The sequence below is a fragment of the Paenibacillus liaoningensis genome (genome assembly GCF_059609455.1).
Map to the genome: position 1 here is coordinate 30737 of NZ_JCAALU010000029.1, position 25872 is coordinate 56608.

The 25872-nt window shown below is 47.3% G+C and carries 34 protein-coding genes and 2 pseudogenes; 26 read left to right on the top strand and 10 right to left on the bottom strand.

Going from position 1 to position 25872, the window contains the following annotated elements; translation table 11 throughout:
• Positions 1-23 precede the first annotated feature (23 nt).
• The 6 genes and pseudogenes from AC6B99_RS31505 to AC6B99_RS31530 form a co-directional block, all read right to left on the bottom strand.
• Complete coding sequence (locus AC6B99_RS31505) at positions 24-221, bottom strand: excalibur calcium-binding domain-containing protein (protein WP_496665048.1); 198 nt, start codon at positions 219-221, stop codon at positions 24-26.
• Positions 210-704 (bottom strand): annotated as a pseudogene (locus AC6B99_RS31510) (hypothetical protein); the annotation flags it as partial. The gene AC6B99_RS31505 and the pseudogene AC6B99_RS31510, both read right to left, overlap by 12 nt.
• 106 nt (positions 705-810) lie before the next feature.
• Positions 811-1329, bottom strand: a complete 519-nt coding sequence (locus tag AC6B99_RS31515; RefSeq protein WP_496665023.1) for an SLOG family protein — start codon at positions 1327-1329, stop codon at positions 811-813.
• Positions 1330-1441: 112 nt separating this feature from the next.
• Entirely contained in the window at positions 1442-1627 is a 186-nt protein-coding gene (locus AC6B99_RS31520; protein WP_496665024.1) for a hypothetical protein, read from the bottom strand.
• A gap of 38 nt (positions 1628-1665) precedes the next feature.
• The gene (locus tag AC6B99_RS31525; RefSeq protein WP_496665025.1) at positions 1666-1974 is read right to left on the bottom strand and encodes a hypothetical protein; all 309 of its coding nucleotides are present in this window, start codon (positions 1972-1974) and stop codon (positions 1666-1668) included.
• The gene (locus tag AC6B99_RS31530) at positions 1949-2110 is read right to left on the bottom strand and encodes a hypothetical protein (protein ID WP_496665026.1); all 162 of its coding nucleotides are present in this window, start codon (positions 2108-2110) and stop codon (positions 1949-1951) included. The genes AC6B99_RS31525 and AC6B99_RS31530 overlap by 26 nt, the downstream gene beginning before the upstream one ends.
• A gap of 356 nt (positions 2111-2466) precedes the next feature.
• Between AC6B99_RS31530 and AC6B99_RS31535 the strand changes: the two genes are divergently transcribed.
• Positions 2467-2682 carry a helix-turn-helix domain-containing protein gene (locus AC6B99_RS31535; RefSeq protein WP_496665027.1) on the top strand — a complete coding sequence of 72 codons (216 nt, stop codon included), beginning with the start codon at positions 2467-2469 and terminating at the stop codon, positions 2680-2682.
• Between the two features lie 16 nt (positions 2683-2698).
• Here AC6B99_RS31535 and AC6B99_RS31540 read toward each other — a convergent pair whose 3' ends face one another.
• Positions 2699-3571, bottom strand: coding sequence for an ATP-dependent DNA ligase (locus tag AC6B99_RS31540; protein WP_496665028.1), 873 nt, complete (start codon positions 3569-3571; stop codon positions 2699-2701).
• A gap of 42 nt (positions 3572-3613) precedes the next feature.
• On the opposite strand from AC6B99_RS31540, the gene AC6B99_RS31545 reads away from it, so the two are divergent.
• The 16 genes from AC6B99_RS31545 (at position 3614) to AC6B99_RS31620 (ending at position 13772) form a co-directional block, all read left to right on the top strand.
• Positions 3614-4399: a hypothetical protein gene (locus tag AC6B99_RS31545; protein ID WP_496665029.1), complete on the top strand. Its 786-nt coding sequence runs from the start codon at positions 3614-3616 to the stop codon at positions 4397-4399.
• Positions 4392-4895 carry an accessory gene regulator B family protein gene (locus AC6B99_RS31550; RefSeq protein ID WP_496665030.1) on the top strand — a complete coding sequence of 168 codons (504 nt, stop codon included), beginning with the start codon at positions 4392-4394 and terminating at the stop codon, positions 4893-4895. The genes AC6B99_RS31545 and AC6B99_RS31550 overlap by 8 nt, the downstream gene beginning before the upstream one ends.
• Positions 4873-4998, top strand: coding sequence for a hypothetical protein (locus AC6B99_RS31555; RefSeq protein ID WP_496665031.1), 126 nt, complete (start codon positions 4873-4875; stop codon positions 4996-4998). The genes AC6B99_RS31550 and AC6B99_RS31555 overlap by 23 nt, the downstream gene beginning before the upstream one ends.
• Before the next feature lie 25 nt (positions 4999-5023).
• Positions 5024-5395: a dipeptidyl aminopeptidase gene (locus AC6B99_RS31560; protein ID WP_496665032.1), complete on the top strand. Its 372-nt coding sequence runs from the start codon at positions 5024-5026 to the stop codon at positions 5393-5395.
• A gap of 222 nt (positions 5396-5617) precedes the next feature.
• Positions 5618-6007 carry a hypothetical protein gene (locus AC6B99_RS31565; RefSeq protein WP_496665033.1) on the top strand — a complete coding sequence of 130 codons (390 nt, stop codon included), beginning with the start codon at positions 5618-5620 and terminating at the stop codon, positions 6005-6007.
• 459 nt (positions 6008-6466) lie between these two features.
• On the top strand, positions 6467-6613 hold the full coding sequence (locus AC6B99_RS31570; protein ID WP_496665034.1) for a hypothetical protein: 147 nt from the start codon (positions 6467-6469) through the stop codon (positions 6611-6613).
• A gap of 199 nt (positions 6614-6812) precedes the next feature.
• Positions 6813-7055 carry a hypothetical protein gene (locus AC6B99_RS31575; protein WP_496665035.1) on the top strand — a complete coding sequence of 81 codons (243 nt, stop codon included), beginning with the start codon at positions 6813-6815 and terminating at the stop codon, positions 7053-7055.
• Entirely contained in the window at positions 7048-7983 is a 936-nt protein-coding gene (locus tag AC6B99_RS31580; RefSeq protein ID WP_496665036.1) for a type II secretion system F family protein, read from the top strand. Before AC6B99_RS31575 ends, AC6B99_RS31580 begins: the two co-directional genes overlap by 8 nt.
• A gap of 48 nt (positions 7984-8031) precedes the next feature.
• On the top strand, positions 8032-8922 hold the full coding sequence (locus AC6B99_RS31585; RefSeq protein ID WP_496665037.1) for a hypothetical protein: 891 nt from the start codon (positions 8032-8034) through the stop codon (positions 8920-8922).
• A 40-nt stretch (positions 8923-8962) separates the two neighbouring features.
• Complete coding sequence (locus tag AC6B99_RS31590) at positions 8963-9112, top strand: hypothetical protein (RefSeq protein WP_200931697.1); 150 nt, start codon at positions 8963-8965, stop codon at positions 9110-9112.
• Between the two features lie 41 nt (positions 9113-9153).
• On the top strand, positions 9154-9300 hold the full coding sequence (locus AC6B99_RS31595) for a hypothetical protein (RefSeq protein ID WP_155973668.1): 147 nt from the start codon (positions 9154-9156) through the stop codon (positions 9298-9300).
• Positions 9297-9722 carry a hypothetical protein gene (locus tag AC6B99_RS31600; RefSeq protein ID WP_496665038.1) on the top strand — a complete coding sequence of 142 codons (426 nt, stop codon included), beginning with the start codon at positions 9297-9299 and terminating at the stop codon, positions 9720-9722. Before AC6B99_RS31595 ends, AC6B99_RS31600 begins: the two co-directional genes overlap by 4 nt.
• An 80-nt stretch (positions 9723-9802) precedes the next feature.
• The gene (locus AC6B99_RS31605; RefSeq protein ID WP_496665039.1) at positions 9803-10291 is read left to right on the top strand and encodes a hypothetical protein; all 489 of its coding nucleotides are present in this window, start codon (positions 9803-9805) and stop codon (positions 10289-10291) included.
• 121 nt (positions 10292-10412) lie between these two features.
• Entirely contained in the window at positions 10413-11642 is a 1230-nt protein-coding gene (locus AC6B99_RS31610) for a M24 family metallopeptidase (protein WP_496665040.1), read from the top strand.
• Between the two features lie 11 nt (positions 11643-11653).
• Positions 11654-12133, top strand: a complete 480-nt coding sequence (locus AC6B99_RS31615) for a PH domain-containing protein (RefSeq protein ID WP_494864283.1) — start codon at positions 11654-11656, stop codon at positions 12131-12133.
• Positions 12126-13772, top strand: coding sequence for a PH domain-containing protein (locus AC6B99_RS31620; protein ID WP_496665041.1), 1647 nt, complete (start codon positions 12126-12128; stop codon positions 13770-13772). The genes AC6B99_RS31615 and AC6B99_RS31620 overlap by 8 nt, the downstream gene beginning before the upstream one ends.
• A 52-nt stretch (positions 13773-13824) precedes the next feature.
• Here AC6B99_RS31620 and AC6B99_RS31625 read toward each other — a convergent pair whose 3' ends face one another.
• Together AC6B99_RS31625 and AC6B99_RS31630 are read right to left on the bottom strand one after the other, a co-directional pair.
• Positions 13825-14469 carry a GNAT family N-acetyltransferase gene (locus tag AC6B99_RS31625; RefSeq protein ID WP_496665042.1) on the bottom strand — a complete coding sequence of 215 codons (645 nt, stop codon included), beginning with the start codon at positions 14467-14469 and terminating at the stop codon, positions 13825-13827.
• Between the two features lie 2 nt (positions 14470-14471).
• A pseudogene (locus tag AC6B99_RS31630) lies at positions 14472-14897 on the bottom strand (hypothetical protein); the annotation flags it as partial.
• Between the two features lie 15 nt (positions 14898-14912).
• Between AC6B99_RS31630 and AC6B99_RS31635 the strand changes: the two are divergent.
• The 8 genes from AC6B99_RS31635 (at position 14913) to AC6B99_RS31670 (ending at position 23927) form a co-directional block, all read left to right on the top strand.
• Positions 14913-15158 carry a hypothetical protein gene (locus AC6B99_RS31635; RefSeq protein WP_496665043.1) on the top strand — a complete coding sequence of 82 codons (246 nt, stop codon included), beginning with the start codon at positions 14913-14915 and terminating at the stop codon, positions 15156-15158.
• A 168-nt stretch (positions 15159-15326) separates the two neighbouring features.
• Complete coding sequence (locus AC6B99_RS31640) at positions 15327-15707, top strand: ATPase (protein WP_496665044.1); 381 nt, start codon at positions 15327-15329, stop codon at positions 15705-15707.
• Between the two features lie 168 nt (positions 15708-15875).
• On the top strand, positions 15876-16163 hold the full coding sequence (gene gatC, locus AC6B99_RS31645) for an Asp-tRNA(Asn)/Glu-tRNA(Gln) amidotransferase subunit GatC (protein WP_056043972.1): 288 nt from the start codon (positions 15876-15878) through the stop codon (positions 16161-16163).
• A 67-nt stretch (positions 16164-16230) separates the two neighbouring features.
• Complete coding sequence (gatA, locus tag AC6B99_RS31650; protein ID WP_496665045.1) at positions 16231-17688, top strand: Asp-tRNA(Asn)/Glu-tRNA(Gln) amidotransferase subunit GatA; 1458 nt, start codon at positions 16231-16233, stop codon at positions 17686-17688.
• A 362-nt stretch (positions 17689-18050) separates the two neighbouring features.
• A complete protein-coding gene (gatB, locus tag AC6B99_RS31655) occupies positions 18051-19496 on the top strand; it encodes an Asp-tRNA(Asn)/Glu-tRNA(Gln) amidotransferase subunit GatB (protein ID WP_056043977.1) in 1446 nt (481 codons plus the stop codon).
• 173 nt (positions 19497-19669) lie between these two features.
• Positions 19670-21589, top strand: a complete 1920-nt coding sequence (locus AC6B99_RS31660; protein ID WP_494881326.1) for a DUF6677 family protein — start codon at positions 19670-19672, stop codon at positions 21587-21589.
• Between the two features lie 71 nt (positions 21590-21660).
• A complete protein-coding gene (gene perR / locus AC6B99_RS31665) occupies positions 21661-22089 on the top strand; it encodes a peroxide-responsive transcriptional repressor PerR (RefSeq protein WP_056043983.1) in 429 nt (142 codons plus the stop codon).
• Between the two features lie 164 nt (positions 22090-22253).
• Positions 22254-23927 carry a glycosyl hydrolase family 18 protein gene (locus AC6B99_RS31670; protein WP_494864301.1) on the top strand — a complete coding sequence of 558 codons (1674 nt, stop codon included), beginning with the start codon at positions 22254-22256 and terminating at the stop codon, positions 23925-23927.
• A 198-nt stretch (positions 23928-24125) separates the two neighbouring features.
• Here AC6B99_RS31670 and AC6B99_RS31675 read toward each other — a convergent pair whose 3' ends face one another.
• On the bottom strand, positions 24126-24476 hold the full coding sequence (locus tag AC6B99_RS31675; RefSeq protein WP_231594383.1) for a YgzB family protein: 351 nt from the start codon (positions 24474-24476) through the stop codon (positions 24126-24128).
• A 147-nt stretch (positions 24477-24623) separates the two neighbouring features.
• Here AC6B99_RS31675 and AC6B99_RS31680 point away from each other — a divergent pair, with 147 nt between their 5' ends.
• Positions 24624-25499: a nucleotidyltransferase-like protein gene (locus AC6B99_RS31680; RefSeq protein ID WP_056043992.1), complete on the top strand. Its 876-nt coding sequence runs from the start codon at positions 24624-24626 to the stop codon at positions 25497-25499.
• Positions 25500-25872: the final 373 nt, after the last annotated feature.

Sequence of the window (25872 nt, forward strand, 5' to 3'; positions counted from 1 at the left end):
CGGCCAAATGGCTAGGGCTTGTTTTATTCGCAGGATATGCCGTCCCCGTCCCGGTCCAGCTTGGTACTATAACCAGGCTCGCCCTTATGCAGCGGGGCGGCTCCTGCGGCGCGCACAGCTGCGCAGTTTTTGTATGTAACGTTTGCTTCTGGCGTTGTTGTCGGCTCCTCAGACGGGGCAGGGGACGCACTAGCAGCTGCTTTGCCATCGACCAAAAACATAACCCTTGTACCGTCTGGATAATCCTCCAACTGATTGCCGATCCACGAACCAGCTCCACGATTGTCCTTGGGTGTCACGTAGGCAATATCAGCGCCTTCGCCGCCTTCCCGACACATCGCCATCGGCCATTCGTCGCGATCATAGCCCTTTTTGGTTTCGATGCCTTGAAGGGATGCTGCGCGGTTGTCCTCGGCTCCATCGCGATCTATCGTGCAGATAGGAGAATGACCGGCTGCTATCGCTGCTGCAATGTGAGTCCTCGTTTCGGGATAGCGATCTGCAGGCAGGATCAGCAGTTCATCGTACTCCGTGCTGGCTGCTACAGGCTCGGGGCTAGCGGTAGGAGCAACGCTAGTCGTAGGCTCAACAGACGCCACAGGGCTGCTTGTAGCGCTCGCTACTGGTTTATCTACCGTTGCAGCGGAACATCCGGAGAGCAGCAGGGAGAGCGTCAAACTTGCGAAGAGTAATGCTTTAATCATGGGAGTGCTCCTTTATAAGTAGATTAGGAATAAATGTACTACAAAAGTCGAGATATGGCGATATGTGGAAAAGAAAGAGCCCGCTGTCTGCGCGGGCTTGAATACGTTACAATGCCGGATTGATTTGTATAATGCGAGGGTGATGCGCAACCTCGCTCCCGTAATCAATACATTTTCTAGTTTCGCCTTCCGACCCGTCCCACACGGCGATGATGCTGGCTGAATGGTCAACCATCCATTCATTACGGCGCTGCATCTTCCACGAGGCGAATCCAAGCTCACTGATGTATTGAACGGAGTCGCAGCGGGCCAGAATGCCTGTAAAGCGCTCCTGTGAAGCTTGCGGCCATTGACGGTGCTGTCCAGCAAAGGCAATAGCTGCCACGAGCTTGATATGCGGGTGAGACGATTCGCGCAGCTGCAGCACGATCTCGGCGGCGTCCGTGTCGATACCGAGCGCCAGGCTGGAAATAAAGGTATCATAGCCGGCTGCAATGGCTTCAAGAATAGCGGAGCGCAGACGCTGTTTAATTCGTCTACGCTGCGGGTTTCGCTCGTTGTAGCCGCCTATCTCCCTTGGATGGGGTCCGAAGAAGCAGGCGGTCGTTTCGCGGTTATGCGTCATTTTCTAGTAGTCCTTATGAGAGCTGCCAGGCTTATTACCAGAGCAGCTACGCCGATGATTAATGTTGCTGTTTCCATAAGAGTTCCTCCTTAGAAGCCCCGAAGGGCCTGTATTATTCCTCTATCTCAACAACAAAATCAACTGTGAACGAATTGTCAACGTAGGTCATCTCTTCTGGCAAGCTTTCAATTGACTCATTCCAACGTTGCGCTAATTCTGTTGCTTCGGCCTCGCTATTCGCCTCAATCTCAATCATGCATGATACTTTGCAGGCAACAAATACTTCAAATTTCGCCATCCCGATTACCTCCCTGCGTAAGCTCGCCAGCAGTTTATTTATGACAATCGCTTTGTAATGTCGTCGCACATGGCGAGCACTTCCAAGCCTGCATCAGAGGTCACCAACTCGCCCGCGCTGTAGTGCTGACAGCGTCTCTGTACGTAATCAAGCAGCTGGAGGCGGATGTAGATGAGGTCGCCACGCTTGACCTCGAATTTAGCTCCATAATACTCCTCAGCATCGCCTTGCGCCTGCTCCAGCTTGGCGTCGCCCTCGATCATGCAGTACACCATATGTTGGAGCGCGTCCTTCTTATCGAAAGGGGCCGTAGCCCCCTGATTAACCAATGCGCTTGATGCCGTCATAGCAGTATCCGGCTGGAATGTCAGCCTTTAGAAAAGCATCGTCCTCATTTCTTGCTGTCACCGTTTGACTGCGCGTACTATTTCCAAAGTGCTTCTTGATCGTAATTTCGTATACCCGTTGTCCGTCTTTCCTCATCTTCATTACCTCCCGTTTATTTTATCCTTGCCTTATGCTAAGATTGGGAGGAGGGAGCCGTTAACTCCCTCCGAGGGAACCTATTTACGTTTGCCGCGGTGGCTGCGTTTGGTTCCTTTTTTCTTTTCCTTTCCCGCTAACCGAAACAGCATGGTCGCTGTTACCAGTTGGATTACTGCGGTTAGGAGCCCAACCCAATCTTTCAATTCGTTCACCTCTTTCGGAAGCTTGTTTATCTCACTTCCTGAATATAATATATCATATGTGAGATATAAAAGCAATACTTCTGAGATAATATATTTACTTTGTGAGATATAATGTTTATAATGTGGGAAAAGATGAATGGAGATGAAAGCATGGCTATATCGTATAAACCGTTATGGAGGCTGTTAACTGAAAAGGAGATGACGAAGACACAGTTCCGCGAGGCTTTAGGCATGGGGACAACGCAGCTTGCCAAGATGGGGAAGAACGAATATGTAGCGCTGGAGCTTATACTTAAGATTTGCGCGCATTTCGATGTTCAGCCTGGAGACATTATTGAATACGTAAAAGAGCCGAAGGAGGGTTAACTCACTTCGGCTCTATTTATTCAGCGCCATAGCCAAGAAGTTTAGGCTGACGCAGTAATCCAGAATCAGTAAATTCAAGCGCAGTTATACGAGCTGGGAAGGGTACTGCGAGCCAAACAACATCGGTCCATTTCTTTTTTCCACCAAACGGATTTTCTCCCGAATGCTGCTCCATGAATTTCTGCAGCACCTGCTTAGAAGCATTGTCCAATCCCGATACATGTCCTATGTAACGACCCTCATAGCGAAGCACCAAGCTGGATACGTAACCCCCATTAAGTTTGATTCCCACCACGTCCGCGACAATACGAACCTCTTTACGCTTTTTAAGCCAATACCCCTTATGGCGCTTGCCATCCACATAAGGGCTGCTAAGCTGCTTACTTATGATGCCTTCCCATTCTCGGCCGTTAAGCCATTCCCAGAGAGCTGGACCGTCCGAGAGTAGGTCTGAGACCAATAGGCGAGGATTACCCTTTGGCATGGCACTGACAAGCCGATTGTAGCGCTCTTGAAACGGCAGAAGCCGGATGTCCTGTCCACGATCATAGAGCATATCAAACGCCACAAACATAAGTGATTCGTCATATTTCTTCTTGTTGACAGAGGTCAGCACTTTTGAGAAATTCGGACGGGAGCCATCAAAATAAACAATTTCACCGTCAAGCATACAGGGGCCAATCCTCAGAGATTGAAGCAGCTTGCTGATTTCAGGGAAGCGGGCGTCTTTAGGTTCAAGCCTGCGGCTGAATATCTCTACGCCACCCTTACCGTCCAGCCTTACAAGCGTCCTTACACCGTCCCATTTGATCTGATAGCCCCACTCGGGGCCGGTCGGTATGTCCGGCGAGGTGATGGGAGCCATAGGCACGGTAGGGAGATTCATCATAATTTCACGCTCCTTTTTTAGCTAAGGTGCGCTGTTCTTGGAATGATATTCATTTTTCATAAATCTGTATTGCCAATTTATATGCCATCATGCAATGATGAAATTGTAAAATATTTTTGCGGCTTTAAAAATTCGTATGAAGACGGTGGCGGCATGAATACAGTTTTTTTTCTTTTATTGAGCATGTTCGACGCACTGGCTGTCGTTGTTCTGATGTTCAAAATATACCGACAAAGCCTGTGGGAGCATAAGTATCTAATCGCGCTATTATGTGCATTCTCCTCGTGTACATCTTACCTGATAAGGGTTGTACTCGGCTTCTCGCCAGTGCTGGACATAATGGCGCAAATTATACTTTTCTTATTGTCCAGTCGGTACCTGTTAAAGTTGAAATACTTTTATGCTTCGCTGATGGTAGCAGCGGGCTTTGGAGTTTTTGTGGCGGTGCAATTACCAGTGTATTACGGGGTAACGCTGTTTGGGGTAGATGAATCCGTAGCAGCTCGAACAGGCGGTTCGGGCGTGGAGATCATTCAAATATTAACTGACAGTACAGCTTTGATTATTGGAGCATTCCTCAAGCTTTATAATTTTGGTTTTGGTTTTGTTGTCATTCCGCCTCACGACTTTGATATAAGAGAAAAATTTCTAAGCGGAACAAACAGGATGATTATCGTAACAACAGTATCCGTTGCTCTTATTGTTACAGCGTCCCTGTATGTTACCGTTCATTTCAATGCCGTTATGTATACTTATCCGTTGGTAATATTGGCATTGCTCATACTATACTATTTATCAGGCAGGAGGCAGCGCGAAGACGATGATTGAATACATCTCTAGGAAAATAGCGTTGTCTTTAAAGAGGGCCGATCCGGAAAGCGAAGTGTCCGTCAATGTAATGGCCTATCAGCTCGGATTTTGGGTAAATCATGCACTTATAACCTCAGTCACCTTATTCGTAGGGTGGGCGACAGGCGCGTTTCTCGCAACGTTGCTGGGCATGCTTGCCTTTTGTGTCCTGAGACATTATACAGGTGGGCTCCATCTTTCCTTGACCAGCTGCTTTGTTGTTTCGACAGCCCTTCTCTCAATAATTCCGCATATTGTCCTTAATAGTGCAGCCGTGATAGTATTAACCTTATTAAGTGCATTCGCATTACTGATTTTCCAGAGAGGGAGTTTTATCCCCTTGGTGCTAATTTTGTTAAATATATTGTTGCAATCAGATGTAGTTGCGCTGGCATTTTTGGCGCAGATGGCATTGGTTGCTATTAACCATCAGATTGGGGGTGCAAAAGAGAATGAAACAAAAACTAGCGCGTAAACTTTCCGATTTGCTTGCTAAAGAAGCGAAGAAATCAGCAGAGGACAAAAACTTTAAAATTTTCATCGGCAGCCAAGCAGCGCCGAAGGAATTGTTAAAGTAGTGTGAAGCTTATGGACACTGTGAACTTGGAAACGGTAGTTTTGGGGCAACGAGTATGGGAAGATAATGAGCTCCGGGAAGGTGATCAATTTGACACCTTCAAATTAGGGGATATTTTAAAAATCGACGTATTTAAGCCTAAGAAAAATTATGGCGTGCCGCGCTTTCATACAGCAAAGGGCACTTTTACAGTTATCCTAACACTGGATGCCTGCAAGCAAATTTTTATGCCCCTTGGCTTTAAGATGTTGGATAGCAACATTCTTGTAAATATCCGCCATATTGAATTTGTAAAGGTTGAAAGGTTTGGAAACACAGCTTTTTTTGAAAACGGAGTTACTGCGAATGTAATAAATAGCAAACTCCATTTGGTAGAACATTTGATAAAAAAGGACTGATTCCCTATAAAAGGGGGTCGGTCTTTTTTTTGAGCAGATAATTATACAATTGTCCTATATACAAGTCAAGAAATTCCTTGACTAGTCTCGAAATATAGGAGCCGTTCGACACCAAACGACAATAAGGTAGTAACTCCCTATGCTATATTAAAAATGTAAAACGAAGGGAAACAAAATACACATATAGAGATAGATAATATAAAAGGATGACATTATGGCATCATGAGAATTTCAGATTTTGAATCCGTAGCAAGCACCCACTTTGCAGCTATGAAACGAAAGTGGTCAGGCAGAGGGCCGGATGAGACAATTCTAAAAGTTCGCGGTAAAAAGGTTACATTGGTTTACATCGCCAGTTTCACTAATTTTGAATTGTATTTCCTTCATCGAGAAGTGAGGCGTGGCAGTTATGACGATTTCCTTAACGACATGATTGATTTTATGCGGGGAGATTTTAAGACGTATTTTGAGTCCTTACACATGGGGCTGGAAATCATCGACATGGATACGTTAGTGACAGGGCAAGACTTCCGTACGCAAACAACGTCGATTGTGCTTAATATGGATCTGCGCCGGATGGTGATGGATGACCGGATCAAAATTCCATCGTAAATTGCATATTGTGGGTTGGGAAGCCGAATGGAGAGACGCCGGAGCGGATACCAGCGCGAAACATTACTGATGACTTGTTTATCAGGTGTGCTTTGTGCTGGTTTTTTTACGAATAAATATGTAATACCCGTGTATTACTTTTTCCCATGGGAGAGTAGAAAATCTACTCTGTCCGCCCGCCTCTTATGGTGTAAAAATACAGTTCGTCGGATCGACACTCTAGCATGTGGGCTACGATCAAGCTTTGCTGATAGGAAAAGAACCGCTCTTTCTTTAGTATCTGCTGAATGAATTGACGGTCTGCTCCTATCGCTCTTGCCAGTGCAGCTTGTGACATTTTTACCCGCTTCAAGTGTTCGCGCAGGCGGCTTTCCCCCAATTCAAGGGAAGCCACGGGACCAGGCTCCTTTCAAATGAAATTCTTTAAACTAAATTATACCATCATGGGAGGTTGCGGCAATGATAGAGATAGAGATAAAGTTTTTAGTAGATGAAGAGTATTTAGGAACCGTTATGAAAGCAGCAGTAATAGAAAGAGGGATTAAACTGCCTGTAAAGGTCAAAGCTACTACCCCAAATCTAACGAAAATAATAAATATAGAATAAAAGAAAGCCTCCAGCGTTCAACACTGGAGGCTTTTAATTACCCACATCATACCCACAAAACAGTTCGAATCATAACGATTCTTGGCGATCTTAAACGACCTCATAAAACGCCGGAAATACTGATGCATCAACCTTTGTCGCCTGCAAAAAACCTATAGCGACCTCTAAAACCGATATGTGCATGCTGGATGGGCGCGGCATGAACCCGGAACGACTGACGAAACGGATAGCCGAATATGTGGTGGAGATTGGAATTGAAATGCGCAACATCAGAGGGCGGCGCGTCGTATCGCGCCTTGCTGAAATAGGCTGGGCGGACAACGAGGTGAAAGTACGGGATTGGGCCGTTTATGATGAAGCGCTGGAGCAGTGGCAATATCCGCAGCGGCCTTCGCAGCGAGCTATGAAGAAGCTGGCGAGGGGAGGTTTGTTTTTTGACTAGGCTGTATGTGCTTGGAGGCGGTGCACTGCTATTTTTGTTCCTGTTTATTATGGTTGCTGCTTTGCTTATCTTGTGGATGGAGAGGCATGAGCGGTTAGCTAGACTAGCCTATCGGCAGCGAGGGCGCTTCCGCCACCTTCTGGAGCAGCGACTGCAGCGGATGGACAAGCTCTATCGTCCGCTTGCCGATTTATTAGAGGCGCTCCAGATCAAGCTGCAGCCATTGGCATTTTTATGCTTATCGGGCCTGCTGCTGCTGATTGGGCTGGCCGCTGGCGGATTGTTTTTTCAGACGATAAAAGGCACCCTGCTGTTCGGGGTTGTACTGGGCTGTTTGCCATATACGGTGCTGCGGGCGCTGCTCGTCCAGCGTCAAATGCAGACACAGGTCGAATTTTTACCTGCCATTGAGCTGTTTTATCAGTGTTATTTAGTGAACGGCGGGGTACAGGTGAGGGCAGCGCTGCAGCGAACGGTTGATGAAAGAAGGCTGCTCGGCCCGATGAAAGCCGTTTTTGAGCAACTATATCGCAATTTGTCTGTCCGCGGTGATGATGAAGCGAGTTTGCGGATTTTTGCTGCATCGCTTGGGCATACGTGGGCGGATTACTTCGCTAATATTTTGCGCGTTGCGCTTGCTGAAGGCGTGCCGATGGCAGATGGCCTCAAAGATTTGCTGACGGATATGCGCAAAGCACGGCGAGCGAATGAGCAGGAGCGGAATCGGCTGCTGGAAATCCGCATTGCCAATTTTACGCCGATGTTGTTTTTGGCTTTATTTATTGGCATCAATATGCATTATAACGAGCAGAATGCCTACTATTATTATGTTCTGGACGCGAAGGGCAGAGATATGCTTTTAAATGCGCTGCTGCTCATTTTTGGCTCCTTTTTAATGGGACTATGGCTATCTCGAAAAAAAATGTAAGCTGCTGTGCATTACGTATGTGCAGGCAGGAAAGGAGACAAGGCTGCGATGCATCATTGGGTCGAAATCGGCGCGCGTATAGGAGCAATTGCGGCCCAGTTTATATTTGGATTTATTGCAGTGGCCGCTATACTCAGGCTGCTGCCGCAGAAGAAGCCTCGCTGGCTGCATCTCACTGGAATCAAATGGCGGTCAAGAAAAATACCGGATGGATGGCTTAGCAAGCTTAAGCTCTCAAGGGAACAACAGTCATATGTCGACCGGGAAATGCTGCTCGCAGGATGCGGAGTGGAAGTAGACCCCGGTTGGTACGTAGCTGCTCGCAAATTGCTGCTTATTGTAGGGCTAATAATTATTTCTATCTGTGTACCTGTAAGTGCGGGTCAGGGTCAGGACAGCATTATGGCCTATTTAACCGCATTGCTCGTTTTTTGCTGGATTTTGCTGCTTTGGGATTTGCCATGGCTTCGGATGCTGCGCAAGCTTCGATCGGAGCGCATGACCAAGGAAATTTATGTAATGAGCAATCAATTGCTTTATTTGGCTGATTCGTCACTGCATATTCATACGAAGCTGACACGCTGCATCCCGTATACGAGAACGCTTCGCGGCGATTTGGAGCGGCTGCTCGGAGAATGGTATCACGATGCCGAACAGGCATTGCGCCAATTCAAGTTTAGAATGGGAACGGATGACGGCATGAGCTTTGTAGAGACCATTGATTCGCTTCGCATTGATGACAGCCAGGAGTATTATATGCTTTTGCGTGACCGTATTCAGGAGTACAAGGAGAAGCTGGAGCTTGCCAAAGACAGCCGCAAGGAGACAGCGTCGTATTTGCTCTTTATGCTTGCGGGAGTTCCTATTTTATATACGTTTCAAGTTTTTATTTATCCATGGGTGATGGAGGGACAGAAGCTGTTTGCATCATTGGGCTGAGGAGGATGAAACGCCCGCATAACAAGGAGGTGAATTCGCAATGCGCAATATTTTAATGACCGTCATGCTGCTAGTTGTCGTTATTTTGCTTTTCAACGGCATTATTGCTAAGGATACGACTGGCACCAGCAGCCAAATCCAATCGCAAGGAGACGCTGCCAATGAAAAAATCAGCAAGCTGCTGCAGTAGGGTTTATGGCCAGTGTTAGCGGCAAGGAGAGGGGGAAGGCGATGAGGAGCCTGCTGGCAGCCATTTTGCTGCTTGTGACGATTGTTATGATTTACTCTGGAGCTGCAGAAGGGGATCAAGGAATGAAAAAACAGCTCGAACGCTCCGGTGATGCCACAAGCAGCTATATAAGGACGATGAGCCCATGAAGAGCATTTTGGTATTTGTGCTATTCTCAACGATTTTATGCTGGCTGATGTTCTCGCCTATTTATAAACATGTGCTGATTGTACGGCAGGCTGTACTGCAGCAGGAGGTTGATTATTTGCTGGAAATCGGGGCGAGCGGCAAGTATGGCTACATCAGTACAGAGATGCTTGAGCAGTCGCGGCAGCGTCTGGCGAAGTTCGGAATGAAGCCGGAAGCGCTGATTTTTGAGGTAGCGGCCGATAATGGCGAGCAGGCAACGAATTTTGCTATGCCCTTGCTGCGAGGAACAGGATTGATCGTTCAGCTTAGCTATCCCTATGAGGGACTGTTTCAATTGGATCGCTTAATCGGCGTGGAGCCGCCTCATGAAAATGGCAGGCTTCGCGCTACAGGCATCAAAATGAGCGAATATGTACCTTGAAAAAAGGCAATTAAAGCCCTATTAGGGCGCTTGTAAAGCTGAATGACTAAATGGGTGAACAGGCGACAGGGAGTTATGCTATGTATAAGCTGACAATCATTGTGCTGATGATGACAATCTGGCTCATGCTGCACGTTATGCAGACAGATGAGGAAATTGCGATGAAGACGCTTTTCCAGGGCAAGCATGCGTTGAACCGTGCCGTTCATGCGGCTGCACAGCAGATCGATAAAACTGCGCTAGGAGACGGTATCGTCCGCATAGATCCAGTGGCAGCCGAAGCGGCAGCAAGCCGTTATTTGCAAGGCAATCTGCAGCTTGATGCAGCAGGGAAGCCGCTCGGCAGCTCCTTCCTGCACGATCCGGTTAAAGTTTTAGTTTTCGAGGTCATTAACGGTGAGCATGCTTTTCCTTATCAATACGTAAATTCGCAATACAGCTATGAAGCTACGCTGCGCCGACCAGGTGTTGTCATGATCATTAAGGTTATGAACCCAAGGGTGTTCACAGCGCTTGAGCCAATTGAATGGACAATTAAAAGCGTGTCCGAGCTGACTTTTGATTTTTAACCGTATAAAGGAGATGTTGATCATAAAAATGCTTGCGGCAGCTGCCTTGCAGTTGACTGCCATTTGTAAAATTGTTCTAATGAAGGGGAGGGATAAATGATTTCGGGAGTTGAGCACAACGATGGATAAGACGACGATAACGAGAGACATACCGGATGACTTGGTTCAGGAGCGGATAAGCAAGCTTCAGCTGGAGATGGGCAAGAAGGCGATTGACGGCATGCTGCTCACACAAAATATAGATTTGTATTATTACACAGGCTCGATGCAAAATGGTTACGCTTTTGTTCCAGCCGAAGGCGCGCCCGTATTTTTCGTCAAACGCAGCCTGGAGCGTGCAAGACTGGAGACGCTGTTTGCTGTAGAGCCATTAGGCTCATTCCGCCAATTCGGACAAACGCTTGCGGAGCGGTTTCCGCAATTGTTTAAGGCGGGCGCTTCTGCTACTGTGGCTGTGGATCTTGATGTACTTCCAGCACAAACCTATATAAAGCTTAACCAGCTGCTGCAATCGGCTGGGGCAGGCGAACTAGTGGATGGTTCTGCCCTTATTAGAGGACAGAGGATGATTAAATCGCCTTGGGAAATCAAGCGAATAGAAGCTGCGGCGCAGGCTGTAGATGAGGCATTAGGCGAAGCTTTGAATGTGTTGAAAGAGGGCATTACAGAGCTGGCCTGGATAGCCAGAGTGGAATATGAGCTTCGGCTCCGCGGGCATATCGGCTTGATGCGCATGCGCGGCTACAATCAGGAGGTAGCGACAGGGATGGTGACGTCAGGAGCTGCTGCAGCGGTACCTACTTATTTTGACGGTCCGGCAGGCGGTCTTGGTTTAGGGGCTGCTTCTCCGCAAAGCGTCAGCCGCAAAGTCATCGGACGCAATGAGCCGATACTTATTGATGTGGGCTGCTGTATTGACGGCTACATTATTGATCAGACGCGTACTGCGGTTATTGGAGAGCTTTCAGAGCAGCTTGCTCATGCTTACCGAACGTCGGAGGAAATGATGCGCGCAGCGGAAAAAGGGATGGTTTCCGGGACGCCATGCTCAGGGCTTTATATCGCTTCGCTTGATCAAGCGGCCGCTGCGGGGCTTTCTGCGCATTATATGGGTTATGGCCTTGATCAAGCAAAGTTTCTTGGACATGGCATTGGCCTTGAAATAGACGAATGGCCTGTACTGGCCCGCGGCTTCGATCTGCCGCTTGCTCCCGGAATGGTGCTTGCAGTTGAGCCGAAATTTACTTTTCCCGGCCAGGGAGTTGTTGGAGTAGAGAACAGCTATGTCATTACAGATGGAGCTCCTCGCCAGCTTACACGAACGAAAGAACAGCTAATTGTATTGCCATAGGGGGACTAGAAATGAATCGGGCTTTAACGCAGAGGGTCGATAAGGATTACGTAAAATTAATCCGGATTGAGGCGGCAATTGCAGCGGCAATTGGTTTCTTAATCGTATTTGGTTATGGGATATTGGCTCTATCGAAAGAGTGGACGCTTATTCCGTTATGGATCGGACTTGGGGTCGTTACGGTTTATAGCATGTTGGATATTTGGGTAGTGCCAAGCCTTCGCTACCGTCGATTCCAATACGAACTGTTTGCGGAAGAGCTTGAGCTGCAATACGGGCTAATCATTATTAAAAATGTGCTCGTTCCCATGGTTCGTGTCCAGCATGTAGAGCTTGAAAGCGGACCGCTTATGCGAAAGTTTAAGCTGGCGAGCGTAGCAGTTGTAACGGCAGCCACGATTCATCGCATTAAAGGGCTCAAGCTGGAGAAAGCCGAGGAGTTGAAACGCAAAATCGGACAGCTTGCGAAAGTGGATGATCAGCATGAATAATCCGCGAAGACTGCACAAAGTATTTGTTATTTTTACGCTGTTCCAGTTTGTTAAAGGACTATTGCCGCTTATTATTATTACGCTGCTTAGAAAATCGGGATTTCTTGGGCTGGAGTGGTATTGGTATGCAGGAGCCGTGGGATTAATTGTCCTCGCTTTGTTTTTTGGCTTTCTAGAATGGCGAACCTTCACCTACACACCAGAAGCAGACCGCATTGTCATTCGAAAAGGCGTATTATTCAAGGATGAGAAGACGATTTATTATGCACGCATACACTCGGTCAATGTGGAGCAGCCATTCCTGCAGAGGATTCTTGGTGTTGCGGAGCTCAAAATTGAAACGCCAGGTGGAGGAAAAAAAGCAGATGGCATATTGCCAGCGCTCACTGTACGAGATGCAGAGCAGCTTCGCCAGCAACTGCTGTCCCGTCAGCACGAAACGGTAGAAAGGGCTGCTCATCAGGCAGACGATAGCAAGCGCATAATCAGGCTGGATAAAGACGTCGACACCTCGAAGCATGGAGCTAGCGCAGTTCCGATAGAAGGTGCCCATGGCGTTTCAGCCAATAGCGAGTTAGGCGGCTTGAACTATAGCGCAAACGGCCTTTCGGAACTAGAAACGGGAGCAAGGCAAGCTTTTAACCATCATTCCAGCTCTGGCAAGCAATCATCTAAATCGGGAGATAGCGCGTATTTTCGCCTGACTATCGGACAGCTGCTGCTGGCAGCAGCCACTTCTATGAATTTAGGTCTTGCGCTCGCTTTTATTGCGGGTATTTATTCTTTTGCTGATGATTTTCTGGAGAAATTTGCTCCTATGCGAATATTTGAAATGCTGTATGCGGAATCGAAAAGCTTGGTGCCCGGCTATGTCATCATCGGCATTGCTGTCGCCGCAATTTGCGCATTGGCAGCGGCTTGGGCGCTATCAATTATTTTGTACATTATTAAATACAGCGGATTCGCCGTTCATCGTGAAGGTAAGCGAATATCGGTATCATACGGTATGCTGGACAAAAAAGCTTATCTATTTGATCCGAACAAGGTACAATCCGTCCTCATTGAGGAGGGCATCTTCCGGCAAATGATAGGTTATGCCCAAATTAAGCTTCAAGTTGTCTCGTCTGACAAAAACGAACAGCTCATGCTTCATCCTTTTGTGCCAGTAAAGGAGCTGGAGCATGTGATTAGCCATTTTGTGCCCCAGATGAAGCTAATGGAGATAAACGCACACGCCCCTAAGCGGGCCTTGCTTTATTATATGCGCATCGAGCTTGCGGTCGCTCTTCTCCTCTGCGGCGCCGCATTCGGATTCTGGGGTACAGCCGCCCTATGGTCGCTGATGCTTATCCCGATTGTTTACTTATGGAGACGGGCCTGCCATAAAGCTGCTGGAGTAAGACTGGAAAACGGCCAATTAACAATGCGCCGGCGTAATTTGGCAAGAATCACCTACCTGGTACGCCGGCCGCAAATTGTCGCCATGAAGGTGAAACGCAGCTGGGGGCAGCAGCGAAAAGGTTTAGTATCTTTAGGTGTGCGCACGATGGGAAATGCGAGTGATTACAGTGTAGCTGTTCTTGACCATAACGATGTAGAGCCCGTATGGAACTGGTTCAGCAGGGGAAAACAGCAATAATGTGGTGGCAAATAAGTCTATCATGGCAATGATTCTGGCTTAATATGTCCGCTCAGATTCGCTGTCCTTTTTGATAAAACATGCAATAGACAGGCAAATGACCGATTTGTAATTTCTGGCTTAATGCAAAGGCAAAACGGCGATATAAATTTACATTATCGACGTTTTCTGTATCCAAAGCTACGCCATGCGAATAATCGTCCGCGAGCGCTGTTTCTAATACATGCAGCAGCAGAGCTTTCCCAATTCCTGTACCTTGAGCATCGGGCTTTACGCCAATCATAATAAGGTAGTGATGCGGCAGGGCTGGTGCAGCGGTGCGGGTGACTCGCATATAGGCATTAAGCTGGCCCAGCGATTTACGTGATATACGTGTTAATAAAGGAAGCAGCCTTCCTAACAGCAGCAATCCGCCATTTATTTGTTGAAGCTTGCTTTTGTGCGGCGTCTCAATGACGTATGCGCCAAGCAAGCTTTCTTTTTTGTATATACCCCATATTTCTTCATTTAGAAGGAAGCTTTTATCAAATATAAAAGACAAGAAGGCCTGTATGCTTTTATTTGCTCGATTATTGAGCTTTGGATTACCAAATATATAGATAAATAATGGGTCTTCTGTAAAGGCACTGCCCATGACAGAAAGGAAGGATTCCTTATCTGACTTGGCAAGTCTGACAACATGGTAGGAATGACTCATGATTAGCTACCCGAATGCTGCAAGGCTTTGCCATAATGGTCGACAGCGAAGCTAAACAGCACCTTCAGCATGAACAGCAAAAAAATAATGAGCATATAGGGCTCTAAGTGTGGCAGCATAGGCATAACGCCTATCCCTATAGATAATAGCAGGCCTGCAACGAACAGCTGTGTATGCTTGCCAATTAGAGCATTTACAATGAATGCGCCTACGATTGTGTAGAGCCAAACGCTGACAGCATAAACGACTGCCGTGTCCAGCAACAGCGAAACTGCCACAATATGAACATGGGTGGCTATAAATACAGCTCGATTGATTTTCCGCTTTGCATAAAAATTGCTTGTTGAAGCGGTGAAATTAGCAAGACAGCCTGAAAAAATATCGAAAACCAACAATAATGCCAAAACACTGCGCCAAAATGGCAAGCTGAATTCGTAAGTTTAATGGACCGGTATAATGAACGGAAGGTCGTGCCTTTTTTTAAGCGTTTTGTTGCGATGGGCAAGCAGGAGGGCTATATTCATTCTGATATTAGCGAAGAGATGATGATGCTTTATTTTACAATGTTTAAAAATGAGCTCAGTCGGCATTGGGAAGCCTCGGATCAAGTAGGTGGAAACATGCTGAGCCTGGAGCAGCTCGTGGAATTTTTTTTCTACGGACTATCCAGACAAGGGCAAACACCGTAAACACCGTAATCACCGTAATTTGAATCGAAATGAGTGACGCTTCTTCACTCGCTGTTTTTGTTGGCTCGCAGCTGGCAAGGGACACTTTCAATCCCTATTGGACACCGCTACTATTTTTTAGTAGGATAATAGTTATAGGTTAGCGTCCGATAGACAGGAGTGAAGACGATGCTTAGTTTGGGAGCTAAGGTAATTATTATATCTGATCATTTTGAGCAAAATCTTCCCATAGGGGAATATGGTTATATAATTGCTTACGATCGCAATGCCGACAACGTATTTGACTACGTGGTACGCGTTCCGGCCGCCAATCGCAATTTTTTGCTGCCAGATGAAGATGTAGAGCTGGAGGATGTTTTGCTTCAGGAAGAGGTTGACCGCATTGAACGCGAATCGCTGATCGACTTTGCGCTGGCTACTCATAATGAAGAGCTGTTTATGCGTATAATGAGAGGCGAGGAGTCTGCCCCGGAAGTTGAGCCAGCTGCCGCTGAAGGCCAAAGCCAGAAGGATTTTATAAGGCAGGTTAATTTGAAAGCGTGGATCTAATAAGCTTCTGCGAGATGACCCTTCCGCCAGGTGCGGGAGGGTCGTCTGCTGTTAATGGGCATTGCAGAACAGAAGCGCGCAAGCCCTCGTTTGCGCACTTTGTCAAAATGTGATTCTAGGCTATAATAGAAAGAATGATTGCAGGCTTAAGAAGGGGGAGGAACATTCATGAGCATTACGATTAAAGATGTCGAGCATGTTGCGAATTTGGCTCGCCTTGAGCTGTCTGACGAGGAGAAGGATAAATTCACCGAGCAGCTTAATGCGATTTTAAAATATGCAGAAAAGCTGAACTCGCTTGATACGGAAAACGTCGAGCCGACCAGCCATGTGCTGCCGATTACGAATGTGACGCGCGAGGATGTAACGCATGAATCGCTGCCGATCGAGAAGGTGCTGCTCAACGCACCTGATGAAGAAGACGGCCAAATTAAAGTGCCAGCTGTATTGGAATAGTCCGCATGATCTAGCGCGATAGCCATAAATGCTTGCTGCGCTTTTATATTGAAGGGAGGAACATGTTTTGTCACTGTTTGATTTGCGTCTTCAGGATGTACATAACAAGCTGAGCCAAAAGGAGCTTTCCGTCACTGAACTGGTTGATGAATCCTTTGCTCGTATTAAAGCAACAGAAGCTTCCATTCAAGCGTTCCTTACGCTTAATGAAGAGGGAGCTCGCCAGCATGCAGCGGAGCTGGACAAGCAGCTTCAAGCAGGTGCTGAACGAGGCTTGCTTTTCGGCCTTCCGGCTGGAATTAAAGATAATATCGTTACCGAAGGCTTGCGCACAACATGTGCCAGCCAGTTTCTAGACAACTACAATCCGATTTATGATGGAACGGTTGTCAGCAAGCTGAAATCGGCTCAATCCATCACGATCGGCAAGCTGAACATGGATGAGTTCGCGATGGGCGGCTCCAATGAAAATTCCAGCTATTATCCGACTCGCAATCCGTGGAATACGGAATATGTGCCGGGCGGCTCCAGCGGTGCTTCCGCAGCTTCCGTTGCGGCAGGCCAAGTCTACTTCTCGCTTGGCTCCGATACGGGCGGTTCGATCCGTCAGCCAGCAGCTTATTGCGGCATTGTCGGTCTTAAGCCAACGTATGGCCTTGTTTCCCGTTTTGGTCTAGTTGCTTTCGCTTCATCGCTTGACCAAATCGGTCCTTTGACTAAAAATGTTGAGGATTCCGCATTTGTGCTGCAAGCCATTGCTGGCTATGATGCAAAAGATTCGACTTCTGCGAACGTAAGCATTCCTGACTATTCGTCTGCCTTGACCGGAGATGTCAAAGGTTTGCGCATTGCGGTACCGAAGGAATATTTGGGAGAAGGCGTCGATCCAAAGGTTAAGGAAGCGGTTTTGAATGCACTGAAAGTATATGAGAGCCTTGGCGCAACATGGGAAGAGGTTTCGCTGCCGCATACCGAATATGCTATTGCGGCTTATTATTTGCTTGCGTCTTCTGAAGCTTCATCCAACCTGGCTCGTTTCGACGGCGTTCGTTACGGCGTCCGTGCAGACAACCCGGCGAACCTGATTGATTTGTACCGCAAATCGCGCAGCGAAGGCTTCGGTCCAGAAGTTAAGCGCCGTATTATGCTGGGAACGTATGCGCTTAGCTCCGGCTACTATGATGCGTATTATTTGAAAGCGCAAAAAGTGCGCACGCTCATTAAACAGGATTTTGACCAAGTATTTGAAAAATACGATGTCGTCATTGGACCAACTGCCCCAACAGCAGCGTTCAAGCTCGGCGAGCAGGTCGGCGACCCGCTGACGATGTATTTGAACGATATTTGCACGATTCCGGTCAGCCTTGCAGGCGTTCCGGCGATCAGCATTCCTTGCGGCCAAGCGGAAGGCTTGCCAATCGGATTGCAAATTATCGGCAAAGCCTTCGACGAGTCGACGGTTCTGCGCGCGGCCCATGCCTTCGAGCAAAATACCGAATTCCATAAGCTGCGTCCGCAGCTCTAATATATTCAACCTTGCGACGCGATATTTACTTTTTTGCTGTCATAGAAGCTAGATGAAAAAGGCAAGCGGAGTGAAAAGGTTGAACTGTAGAAGCGCAAGCGTTCGTCTTGCCCAATCATATTACCGCTGAGCGGGATTGATCAAGCGTAAACGGCTGTCGCCGTCCTCTGGCGGCAAAGCTACCGTTTCGAGGGTGGAATATAGAGAAAGGATGGAAAAATAATATCCTTTCCTATATTTTCAGAAAAAGATTGGGCAACAGCGATCGAAAGTCAACCTTTTCACGCAGCGCAGCATCTTTTTCATCATGCTTTATGCCACCGAAGTAACCTCGCCCAGCAAAATTCTAAGGAGGATTAACGATGTCTGAAGCGACTCAATATGAAACGGTAGTCGGGCTGGAGGTGCACGTTGAGCTGCACACCAACAGCAAGATTTTTTGCGGCTGCTCCACCGCTTTCGGAGCTCCGCCTAATACGCATACCTGCCCGGTCTGCCTCGGTCATCCCGGCGTGCTGCCGGTGCTGAACAAGCAGGCGGTTGAATACGCAATGAAGGCGGCGATGGCGCTCAATTGCACAATTGCTGATGTCAGCAAATTTGACCGTAAAAACTATTTTTATCCCGATTCACCTAAAGCTTATCAGATTTCGCAATTTGATCAGCCTATCGGCGAGCACGGCTGGATTGATATTGAAGTAAACGGCGTTACGAAACGAATTGGCATTACCCGTCTGCACTTGGAAGAGGATGCAGGCAAGCTGACTCACGTTGATGGAGGTTATGCCTCGCTCGTTGACTTTAACCGTGTCGGCACGCCGCTCGTTGAAATTGTTTCCGAGCCAGACATTCGTACACCTGAGGAAGCGAAAGCTTATTTAGAGAAGCTGAAAGCGATTATGCTTTACTGCGAAGTATCGGATGTGAAAATGGAAGAGGGCAGCTTGCGCTGCGACGCAAACATCAGCCTTCGTCCTTATGGACAAGAGAAGCTTGGCACGCGCGCTGAGCTGAAAAACATGAACTCCTTCCGCGGTGTTCAGCGTGGTCTTGAATATGAGCAATGGCGTCAGGCCGAAGTGCTGGACGGCGGCAATAAGGTTGTTCAAGAAACTCGCCGCTGGGATGAGGCGCAGGGCAAAACGATTTCAATGCGCGGCAAGGAAGAGTCGCATGACTATCGTTATTTCCCGGATCCTGACTTGGTTCGCCTCTATATCGACGAAGAGTGGAAAGAACGCGTCAAAGCGTCGATTCCTGAGCTTCCGGATGCACGTAAAGCCCGCTATACAAGCGATTACGGCTTGCCTTCCTATGATGCTGATGTTATTACGGCATCTAAGAAAATGGCAGACTTTTTCGAAGCAAGCTTATCCTATACGAAGGATGCGAAAGCTGTATCCAACTGGATTATGGGCGATTTGCTCGGTTATTTGAACTCGAACAGCCTGGAGCTGTCCGATGTGAAAATTACCGGACAAGGGCTTGGAGAAATGATCGGGTTGCTGGAGAAAGGCACGATCAGCAGTAAAATCGCCAAAACCGTCTTTAAGGAAATGCTGGAATCCGGCAAGCTGCCGCAGCAAATCGTAGAAGAGCAGGGCCTTGTACAAATTAGCGATGAGGGTGCAATCATTGCCATCGTCGATAAAGTTATTGAATCGAACCCGCAATCGGTCGAGGATTTCCGTGCAGGCAAGGAGAAGGCGATCGGCTTCCTGGTCGGCCAAATTATGAAAGAGACAAAAGGCAAGGCGAATCCGGCAATGGTTAACAAAATGCTGCTGGAGCGTCTGCAGCAAGCTTAAATAAGCATAATCAACATGGAAGTTGATTGATGCCAACCAAGTAAGAGCTGTCCATAAGCTGGACGGCTCTTTTTTTACATTTTCAAGCAAAAGTCTTGTCAGGCGGGCATCTATGGTACAATAATAAGCAATAAACTTGCACATACGGAGGACATGTTTTGCAGGAGCAAGGGATGAAAACGGGACGTAGGAAAAGTCGACTGCTTACGGTGCTGCTGGCCTTTCTATGGCCGGGAGCGGGACATCTATATACAGGAGAATATACGAGAGGGCTGCTGCTAGCCGCTGGTATTTTGCTTGATGGCGGGACCATTGTCCGTCTGGCGGATGCCGATGGCGCGAAGCATTTACTGCTTATTGTTTACTTAGGGCTTGCGCTGCCTGTATTTTATTTTATTAGCGTCTACGATGCACTGCAAAGTTTGGATCGGCGAACGGAAACGCAGCCCGGTTTAAAGCTTAGGGATGGCATACTCATTATGGTGGCAGGCATTTTGCTTATGCTGCTGCTGATGCTTAGGCAGCCGACCACGCTGTTCACTTGGTTTGACGAAGCGGCGAATTATGCGGTAGGCCCTGTTCTAGGTCTGCTTGCGGTAGGCTTAGTTTTGCGTCAACGGCTGGCAGCGGTGTTTCGGCTAGGAAGCTTCACCGCTGCATTATTTATTGCAGCTGCAGGTGGATTGCTGTTGTGGGATGAAATACACAGCAGCAATGTTTTTGCGCTCATGCGTTATTGGTGGCCTGCGCTGTTTATATGTCTGGGAGGAGAGCTCGTTGCCTACAGCCTATTGCAGCGGCGGACGCGAAAGCAATTGCGGCTTGATTTTATCGGAAGCATGGCAGCGGTTGTCATTGCGGGCTTTGGTTTCTTGGTAACGCAATATGCAGATTTGCCTTTTCGCTGGATTGATCAATATGTCGATCTGAATGGCGCACAGGATTACGGCGAGGAAAAAGGCTTTCATTATCAGAAAGAAGTGCTGGTCGTTCCGATGGAAGAAAAGACGACAGCTATTCAGATTTACAATGTGAATGGAACAGTGACGCTTCAAAGCGGGAATAATGATTATATCAGTATAGATACCGAGGTATGGGTTGATATCGATGATCAAGCTGAGGCTGATAAAATGGCCGACAAAGCGAAGATTGAGGCGTCATCAAGTGGTGAGAAAATTACCTTGCAGGCCAAAAGCAGCAGCTACGGCGACAATGGAACGCGCAAACCGCGTATCAATATTACCGTAACCGTGCCGCGTTTGCCGAATGTTCAAGTAGAGGAAATTGCCGAGCCTGATCTCGATCTTGAGTCGGACGATCCAGCTGCACAGGAGAGCAGTACGCCAGATCCAAGCTCGTCTAATTCGTCTAATAACGTGGAGCAAGTCTCTGCTTCAAACACGACATCAATAACTCCTACTCCCGAGCAGTCGCCAGAACAAGTGGAGGAGCAGAAGGATGAACAGCCGATGAGACAGCTTTCTGTACTCGTGCATACCGATAATGGGCCGATTAAAATTAAAAACCTCGATGCTCCCGGAGGTGTGGAGCTCTCCAGCGATACAGGAGAAATTTTAGCAGAAGGAATAAATGGCAGCATTCAGGCAAAAGCAAATAATGGTACGATTACGCTTCGTCATATAACGGGTGATGCGAGTATAACCTTATTAAATGGGGCTGTTACCGCAGCATCTATTACAGGTAATGTTTTTGCAGAAGCGACCAATGGGGCTTTGAAGATGACAAGCATTTCAGGAGATATAGAAGCCGATACGAAAAATGGGAAAATCAACATTAATGAAGCGAGCGGCTCCGTTAAGGCTGCAACCTTAAATGGCGGCATCGAGCTGGCGAGCTCGGTAGTCGGGGGTGACTGGGATGTCGATAGCTCCGTAGGGGAAATTAAGCTGACTGTCCCGCAGTATGGCAGCTACACGGTGTATGGATCAGTCACTTTTGGCGCGATTACGACGAATTTGCCGCTCGAAGTGAGCAAAAAAACAGTACGGGGTAAGGTTGGAGACGGGCAATACCGTTTACAAATTAATGCTAATAACAGTATTGCCATACAGTATGCCGGTGCGGAGCAATAACCACATTCATTGACAAATCATTTTGATAACACGTACAATAGCTTTAACTACTAACGAAAGGCGTGAGGGGAATGGGAGCCGTTAATGCAGCATTGCAGCAATTAAAAATGAATGGTGTCCGTATGACCCCGCAGCGTCATGCCATTTTAAGCTTTTTAATGGAATCGATGACTCATCCGACAGCCGATGAAATTTATAAATCACTGTCGCCTAATTTTCCAAGCATGAGCGTGGCGACCATATATAATAACCTACGGTTATTTGTAGAAGCGGGGCTTGTTAAGGAATTGACATATGGGGATGACTCCAGCCGCTTTGATGCGGATACATCGGAGCATTATCATGCCATATGCAATGACTGTGGCCAAATTGTTGATTTTGAATACCCGCCGTTGCTTGAGGTGGAGCGTGTCGCATCGCAGGAGACCGGTTTTATCGTGCAAGGGCATCGAATGGAAATTTACGGTTCCTGCTCTACCTGTGCGGCAGCTAAGAAATAAGAACGAACAATCAAGAATGAATGAAACCTAACAAAATGATGGCGTGCAGGGAAGCGTTCAACCGCGGATATGCACGCTTTCGTCTTTTATAAAGGAGCGAGATACGCTTGGAAACTATGCTTCGCCGAACTCCTCGTCGCCGCAAGAGCAGTGGGGCTCGGAATATGCTTCTCTTTTTTATCATTATATTGGCAGCAGGTGGGGGTTGGTTTGTATACGATCGCTACATTCCTAATTTTAAACAAATGGATCCCGATTATGGGGTGAAAAATCCAATCGTTGTTCATGGCGAAGTAATGAAGCAAGGTGCCATTATTGAAAATAACGAGGTGAAGCTGCCGCTTCCTGTGCTTCAGCAGGTGCTTGGAGCAGACCAACCTATACGCTATGAAGCGGATAGCGGATCGATTATTTTGACAACAGCGAATAAGGTGCTGCGTTTGCAGACAAATTCCTTGACAGCGACCGTGAACCGCAAGCCGTTTGACTTGACGATTACAGCTGAGGTGCAGGATGATGTCGTTTATATTCCAATAACGCCGATTGAGGAGCTTTATGGCCTGCAGACGGAGTATGTTGCAGATTCAGGCGTTGTCACCTTGCTTCAGTCGGGTGAGGCTATTCAACTGGCGGAAGCGAAGCGGGAAAAAGGGGCGGCCATACGGACAGAGCCTACGATTCGGGCGCCGATTGTGGAGAAGGTTCCACTCGCGGGCAAGCTCAGAGTTTGGGGGGAAAGCGATGGCTGGCTGCTCGTGCAGGGACCGGATGGGCATCCTGGGTATATGGCTAAGGATAATACGGCTCTCGCCAGCATGGAGCAAATTGCGCCTAGCGATAATGAAACGGATTTTGTCGCATGGAAAGTTACGGGCAGCAAAATCAATCTTACATGGGAGGCTGTATATCAACGCAAGCCAGATCCAGCCACCATTCCGGAAATGCAAGGCGTCAATGTCGTCAGTCCAACCTGGTTTGAGCTTCAGGATGAGGATGGCACAATTAAAGGCAAAGCTGATCCCGTGTATGTAAAATGGGCCAAAGAGCAGAAGATGCAAGTGTGGGCGCTTTTCAGCAACGGGTTTGAGCCTGATCGGACGAGCGCGGCGCTTGCGACTGTAGAGACGCGTTTTCATATGATCCAGCAGCTGCTTGCATTTGCAGAGCTTTATCATTTGCAGGGCATTAATGTAGACTTTGAAAATGTTTATACGAAAGATAAGGAAAACTTGGTCCAGTTCGTCCGCGAGCTGACGCCGCTGCTTCATGAAGCGGGTCTAGTCGTATCTATTGATGTGACGCCTAAGTCGAACAGCGAGATGTGGTCTGTTTTTCTAGATCGTAAAGCGCTTGGCAAAGTGGTAGACTATATGATGGTTATGGCTTATGACGAGCATTGGGCGACAAGCCCGGTTGCGGGTTCGGTAGCTTCGCTGCCTTGGACGGAGCAAGCTTTGAAGAGAATATTGGACGAAGATGGTGTTCCTGCGAGCAAGCTTATATTGAGCATGCCGCTATATACCCGTATCTGGACGGAGACCGAAGAGAATGGCGAAACCAAGGTTAGCTCTAAAGCGCTTGGCATGGATAAAGTGAAAGAAATCATTACGCAATACAAGCTGAAGCCTGTGCTCGATAGGGATGCTGGGCAGCATTATGTGGAGTATAAGGAAGAGGAAGCACTGAAACGCATCTGGATTGAGGACGAGCTGTCGATCAAAGCTAGAGTTGCGTTGGTTAAAAAGTACGGGTTAGCTGGAGTGGCAACCTGGCAGCGCACTTTTCAAACGAACGCGATCTGGAAAACGATTGATACCGCATTGAATAAAAAACCGTAAACTGCAATGATAATTCTAAAATTTTATTAAAAAGAAGGCTATCGCTGAACACGCGATGGCCTTCTTCTATTCATATATATAGATTTATAGATATCTTCTTCTAGAGCAGCTGCTATTTTAGTGCCAAAAAAGGGCGCTGCCCCTCTTTGGCGGCAACGCCCTTTTAAGCTTATGTAACTTATTTTTAAGAGCAGCGTACTATTCGGAAGGAGCATGTGTGGCTTGCGCCGGATCGAGTGTCAAAATCGTTTTGCAGAACATGCAGCGGTCCGTTTTGCCGAGCATTTTCGTCGGGCGATTACATTCGGGACATGTTAGCATCGTTGCACTGGTTGACATCATGCCTGCCCAGAAATAAACGGCAACGCTGACGAGCAAGGAAATCATCCCAATAACCATAAAAATTGCGGCAACGATTTTACCAGCTTGACCCCAAAGCACGATTCCGGCTGTACCGAGAATCATAACACCCATGCCGACAAGTGTGAAAATCAGCCCCCATAGACGAAATTCGTTTATTTTCGCTGATTTGAAAAAAAACTTATTCACTTTGTCCATCCTCTCCATGGTATTCTTATTAAAATCAGACGGTTTTTCCATCCATGTAAGCAGGAAACTGTCTCGGGTTTGTCGAAATAACAAACACCGTAGATTATTATATCTTAATCATATTGGATTAGCTATACGGAGGCCCAAGTGAAACATATAAAAGAACATTTCATTCAAACACATCAATCACAGCCAGAGCTGCTTGGTCTTATCGCAATCGAGAACTCTTATGCTTACAGTCCGTTGACTGAAGGATTGGATTTGCTTCTGCTTGCAATTGTGGAGCAGACTGCTGTTCAAAGTATTGAGCATGTACGCATTGAAGGCCAGCATGTGCTGATTCGAAGTGTGAGTGTAGGCCAGCTGGAGCAGTGGATGGCAAGCGGGGAGAACAAAAGTATTATTCAATGGATAGTTCGGGGGGAGATACTGTTGGAGCGCGACAGCCGTATAAGCGATATTCGTGAGCGCATTATACAATTTCCGGACGTCATGAGAGAGCAAAAGCGGTTTGTAGAGTTCTCCGGCTTTCTGAGAAGTTACCTGCAGGCAAAGCATGATTACGAAGAGCGCAATATTCTGGATGCTTACAGCAATATATTAACTGCACTGCATCACTGGGCGCACATTGTATTAATTGAAGAAGGGCAGCATCCAGAGCTAACCGTGTGGCGTCAAATGCGCCGGGTACATCCTGGGGTGTATAAGCTGTATGAAGAATTAACCGTCAGCCCTGAAACGCTGGAGCAGCGCGTTCAACTGGTTATGCTCGCTTGTGAGTTTACGGTAATCAACAAAATGAAGGACTGCTGTTCCTTGCTCTTTAGCATCATGATGAGCCGGGAGGAGCCATGGAGCATCAGCGAGCTGCAGGAGCATGAGCGAATAAAGACCCTTCATGTCGATTTATCCTTGCTGCTGCAACGTTTGGTCAAACGCTCGCTTATTCGTGAAGTTGCGGTGATGGCAGCAAGCGGAGATACTGAGGCGTTGGAGCTTCGATATATGACGCTGGCTGTATAAAATAGAACGGCAAAAGATACCCAAATCGCTTGCTACAAGCGTAGGGTATCTTTTTTTAAAATAGGGCTTGACTATATTTTGCGAGCTGTGATATATTAATACACGCCGCTTTTGAAGCAAGGAAATAACTTGAATCGACAAACGAAAAAAAATGTCGAAGAAAAGAAAAAAAAGTACTTGCAATTGAGTAGGCAGTCATGGTATATTATAAAAGTCGCCGCTGAGAGAAAACGCGGTTGACACAAAAAGAATTAGTTAGAGGAATTGTTCTTTGAAAACTGAACAACGAGTGAAACTGCCACATTAACTTCGGTTAATGTAAAGCGATACAAAAAAGTAATGAGCAAGTCAAACACCTAAATGGAGAGTTTGA

Bases quoted from the DNA above. Each gene is read 5' to 3' on its own strand.
- AC6B99_RS31535 (WP_496665027.1), top strand. From the start codon at position 2,467: ATGGCTATATCGTATAAACCGTTATGGAGGCTGTTAACTGAAAAGGAG.
- AC6B99_RS31610 (WP_496665040.1), top strand. From the start codon at position 10,413: ATGGATAAGACGACGATAACGAGAGACATACCGGATGACTTGGTTCAG.
- AC6B99_RS31575 (WP_496665035.1), top strand. From the start codon at position 6,813: ATGAACCCGGAACGACTGACGAAACGGATAGCCGAATATGTGGTGGAG.
- gatC (WP_056043972.1), top strand. From the start codon at position 15,876: ATGAGCATTACGATTAAAGATGTCGAGCATGTTGCGAATTTGGCTCGC.
- AC6B99_RS31605 (WP_496665039.1), top strand. From the start codon at position 9,803: ATGTATAAGCTGACAATCATTGTGCTGATGATGACAATCTGGCTCATG.
- AC6B99_RS31625 (WP_496665042.1), bottom strand. From the start codon at position 14,469: ATGAGTCATTCCTACCATGTTGTCAGACTTGCCAAGTCAGATAAGGAA.
- gatB (WP_056043977.1), top strand. From the start codon at position 18,051: ATGTCTGAAGCGACTCAATATGAAACGGTAGTCGGGCTGGAGGTGCAC.
- AC6B99_RS31635 (WP_496665043.1), top strand. From the start codon at position 14,913: ATGGACCGGTATAATGAACGGAAGGTCGTGCCTTTTTTTAAGCGTTTT.
- AC6B99_RS31550 (WP_496665030.1), top strand. From the start codon at position 4,392: ATGATTGAATACATCTCTAGGAAAATAGCGTTGTCTTTAAAGAGGGCC.
- AC6B99_RS31615 (WP_494864283.1), top strand. From the start codon at position 11,654: ATGAATCGGGCTTTAACGCAGAGGGTCGATAAGGATTACGTAAAATTA.
- AC6B99_RS31545 (WP_496665029.1), top strand. From the start codon at position 3,614: ATGATATTCATTTTTCATAAATCTGTATTGCCAATTTATATGCCATCA.
- AC6B99_RS31540 (WP_496665028.1), bottom strand. From the start codon at position 3,571: ATGATGAATCTCCCTACCGTGCCTATGGCTCCCATCACCTCGCCGGAC.
- AC6B99_RS31585 (WP_496665037.1), top strand. From the start codon at position 8,032: ATGCATCATTGGGTCGAAATCGGCGCGCGTATAGGAGCAATTGCGGCC.
- AC6B99_RS31570 (WP_496665034.1), top strand. From the start codon at position 6,467: ATGATAGAGATAGAGATAAAGTTTTTAGTAGATGAAGAGTATTTAGGA.
- AC6B99_RS31620 (WP_496665041.1), top strand. From the start codon at position 12,126: ATGAATAATCCGCGAAGACTGCACAAAGTATTTGTTATTTTTACGCTG.
- AC6B99_RS31525 (WP_496665025.1), bottom strand. From the start codon at position 1,974: ATGACGGCATCAAGCGCATTGGTTAATCAGGGGGCTACGGCCCCTTTC.
- AC6B99_RS31640 (WP_496665044.1), top strand. From the start codon at position 15,327: ATGCTTAGTTTGGGAGCTAAGGTAATTATTATATCTGATCATTTTGAG.
- AC6B99_RS31595 (WP_155973668.1), top strand. From the start codon at position 9,154: ATGAGGAGCCTGCTGGCAGCCATTTTGCTGCTTGTGACGATTGTTATG.
- AC6B99_RS31660 (WP_494881326.1), top strand. From the start codon at position 19,670: ATGAAAACGGGACGTAGGAAAAGTCGACTGCTTACGGTGCTGCTGGCC.
- AC6B99_RS31520 (WP_496665024.1), bottom strand. From the start codon at position 1,627: ATGGCGAAATTTGAAGTATTTGTTGCCTGCAAAGTATCATGCATGATT.
- AC6B99_RS31555 (WP_496665031.1), top strand. From the start codon at position 4,873: ATGAAACAAAAACTAGCGCGTAAACTTTCCGATTTGCTTGCTAAAGAA.
- AC6B99_RS31670 (WP_494864301.1), top strand. From the start codon at position 22,254: ATGCTTCTCTTTTTTATCATTATATTGGCAGCAGGTGGGGGTTGGTTT.
- AC6B99_RS31505 (WP_496665048.1), bottom strand. From the start codon at position 221: ATGTTTTTGGTCGATGGCAAAGCAGCTGCTAGTGCGTCCCCTGCCCCG.
- AC6B99_RS31565 (WP_496665033.1), top strand. From the start codon at position 5,618: ATGAGAATTTCAGATTTTGAATCCGTAGCAAGCACCCACTTTGCAGCT.
- AC6B99_RS31600 (WP_496665038.1), top strand. From the start codon at position 9,297: ATGAAGAGCATTTTGGTATTTGTGCTATTCTCAACGATTTTATGCTGG.
- perR (WP_056043983.1), top strand. From the start codon at position 21,661: ATGGGAGCCGTTAATGCAGCATTGCAGCAATTAAAAATGAATGGTGTC.
- AC6B99_RS31530 (WP_496665026.1), bottom strand. From the start codon at position 2,110: ATGAGGAAAGACGGACAACGGGTATACGAAATTACGATCAAGAAGCAC.
- AC6B99_RS31515 (WP_496665023.1), bottom strand. From the start codon at position 1,329: ATGACGCATAACCGCGAAACGACCGCCTGCTTCTTCGGACCCCATCCA.
- AC6B99_RS31590 (WP_200931697.1), top strand. From the start codon at position 8,963: ATGCGCAATATTTTAATGACCGTCATGCTGCTAGTTGTCGTTATTTTG.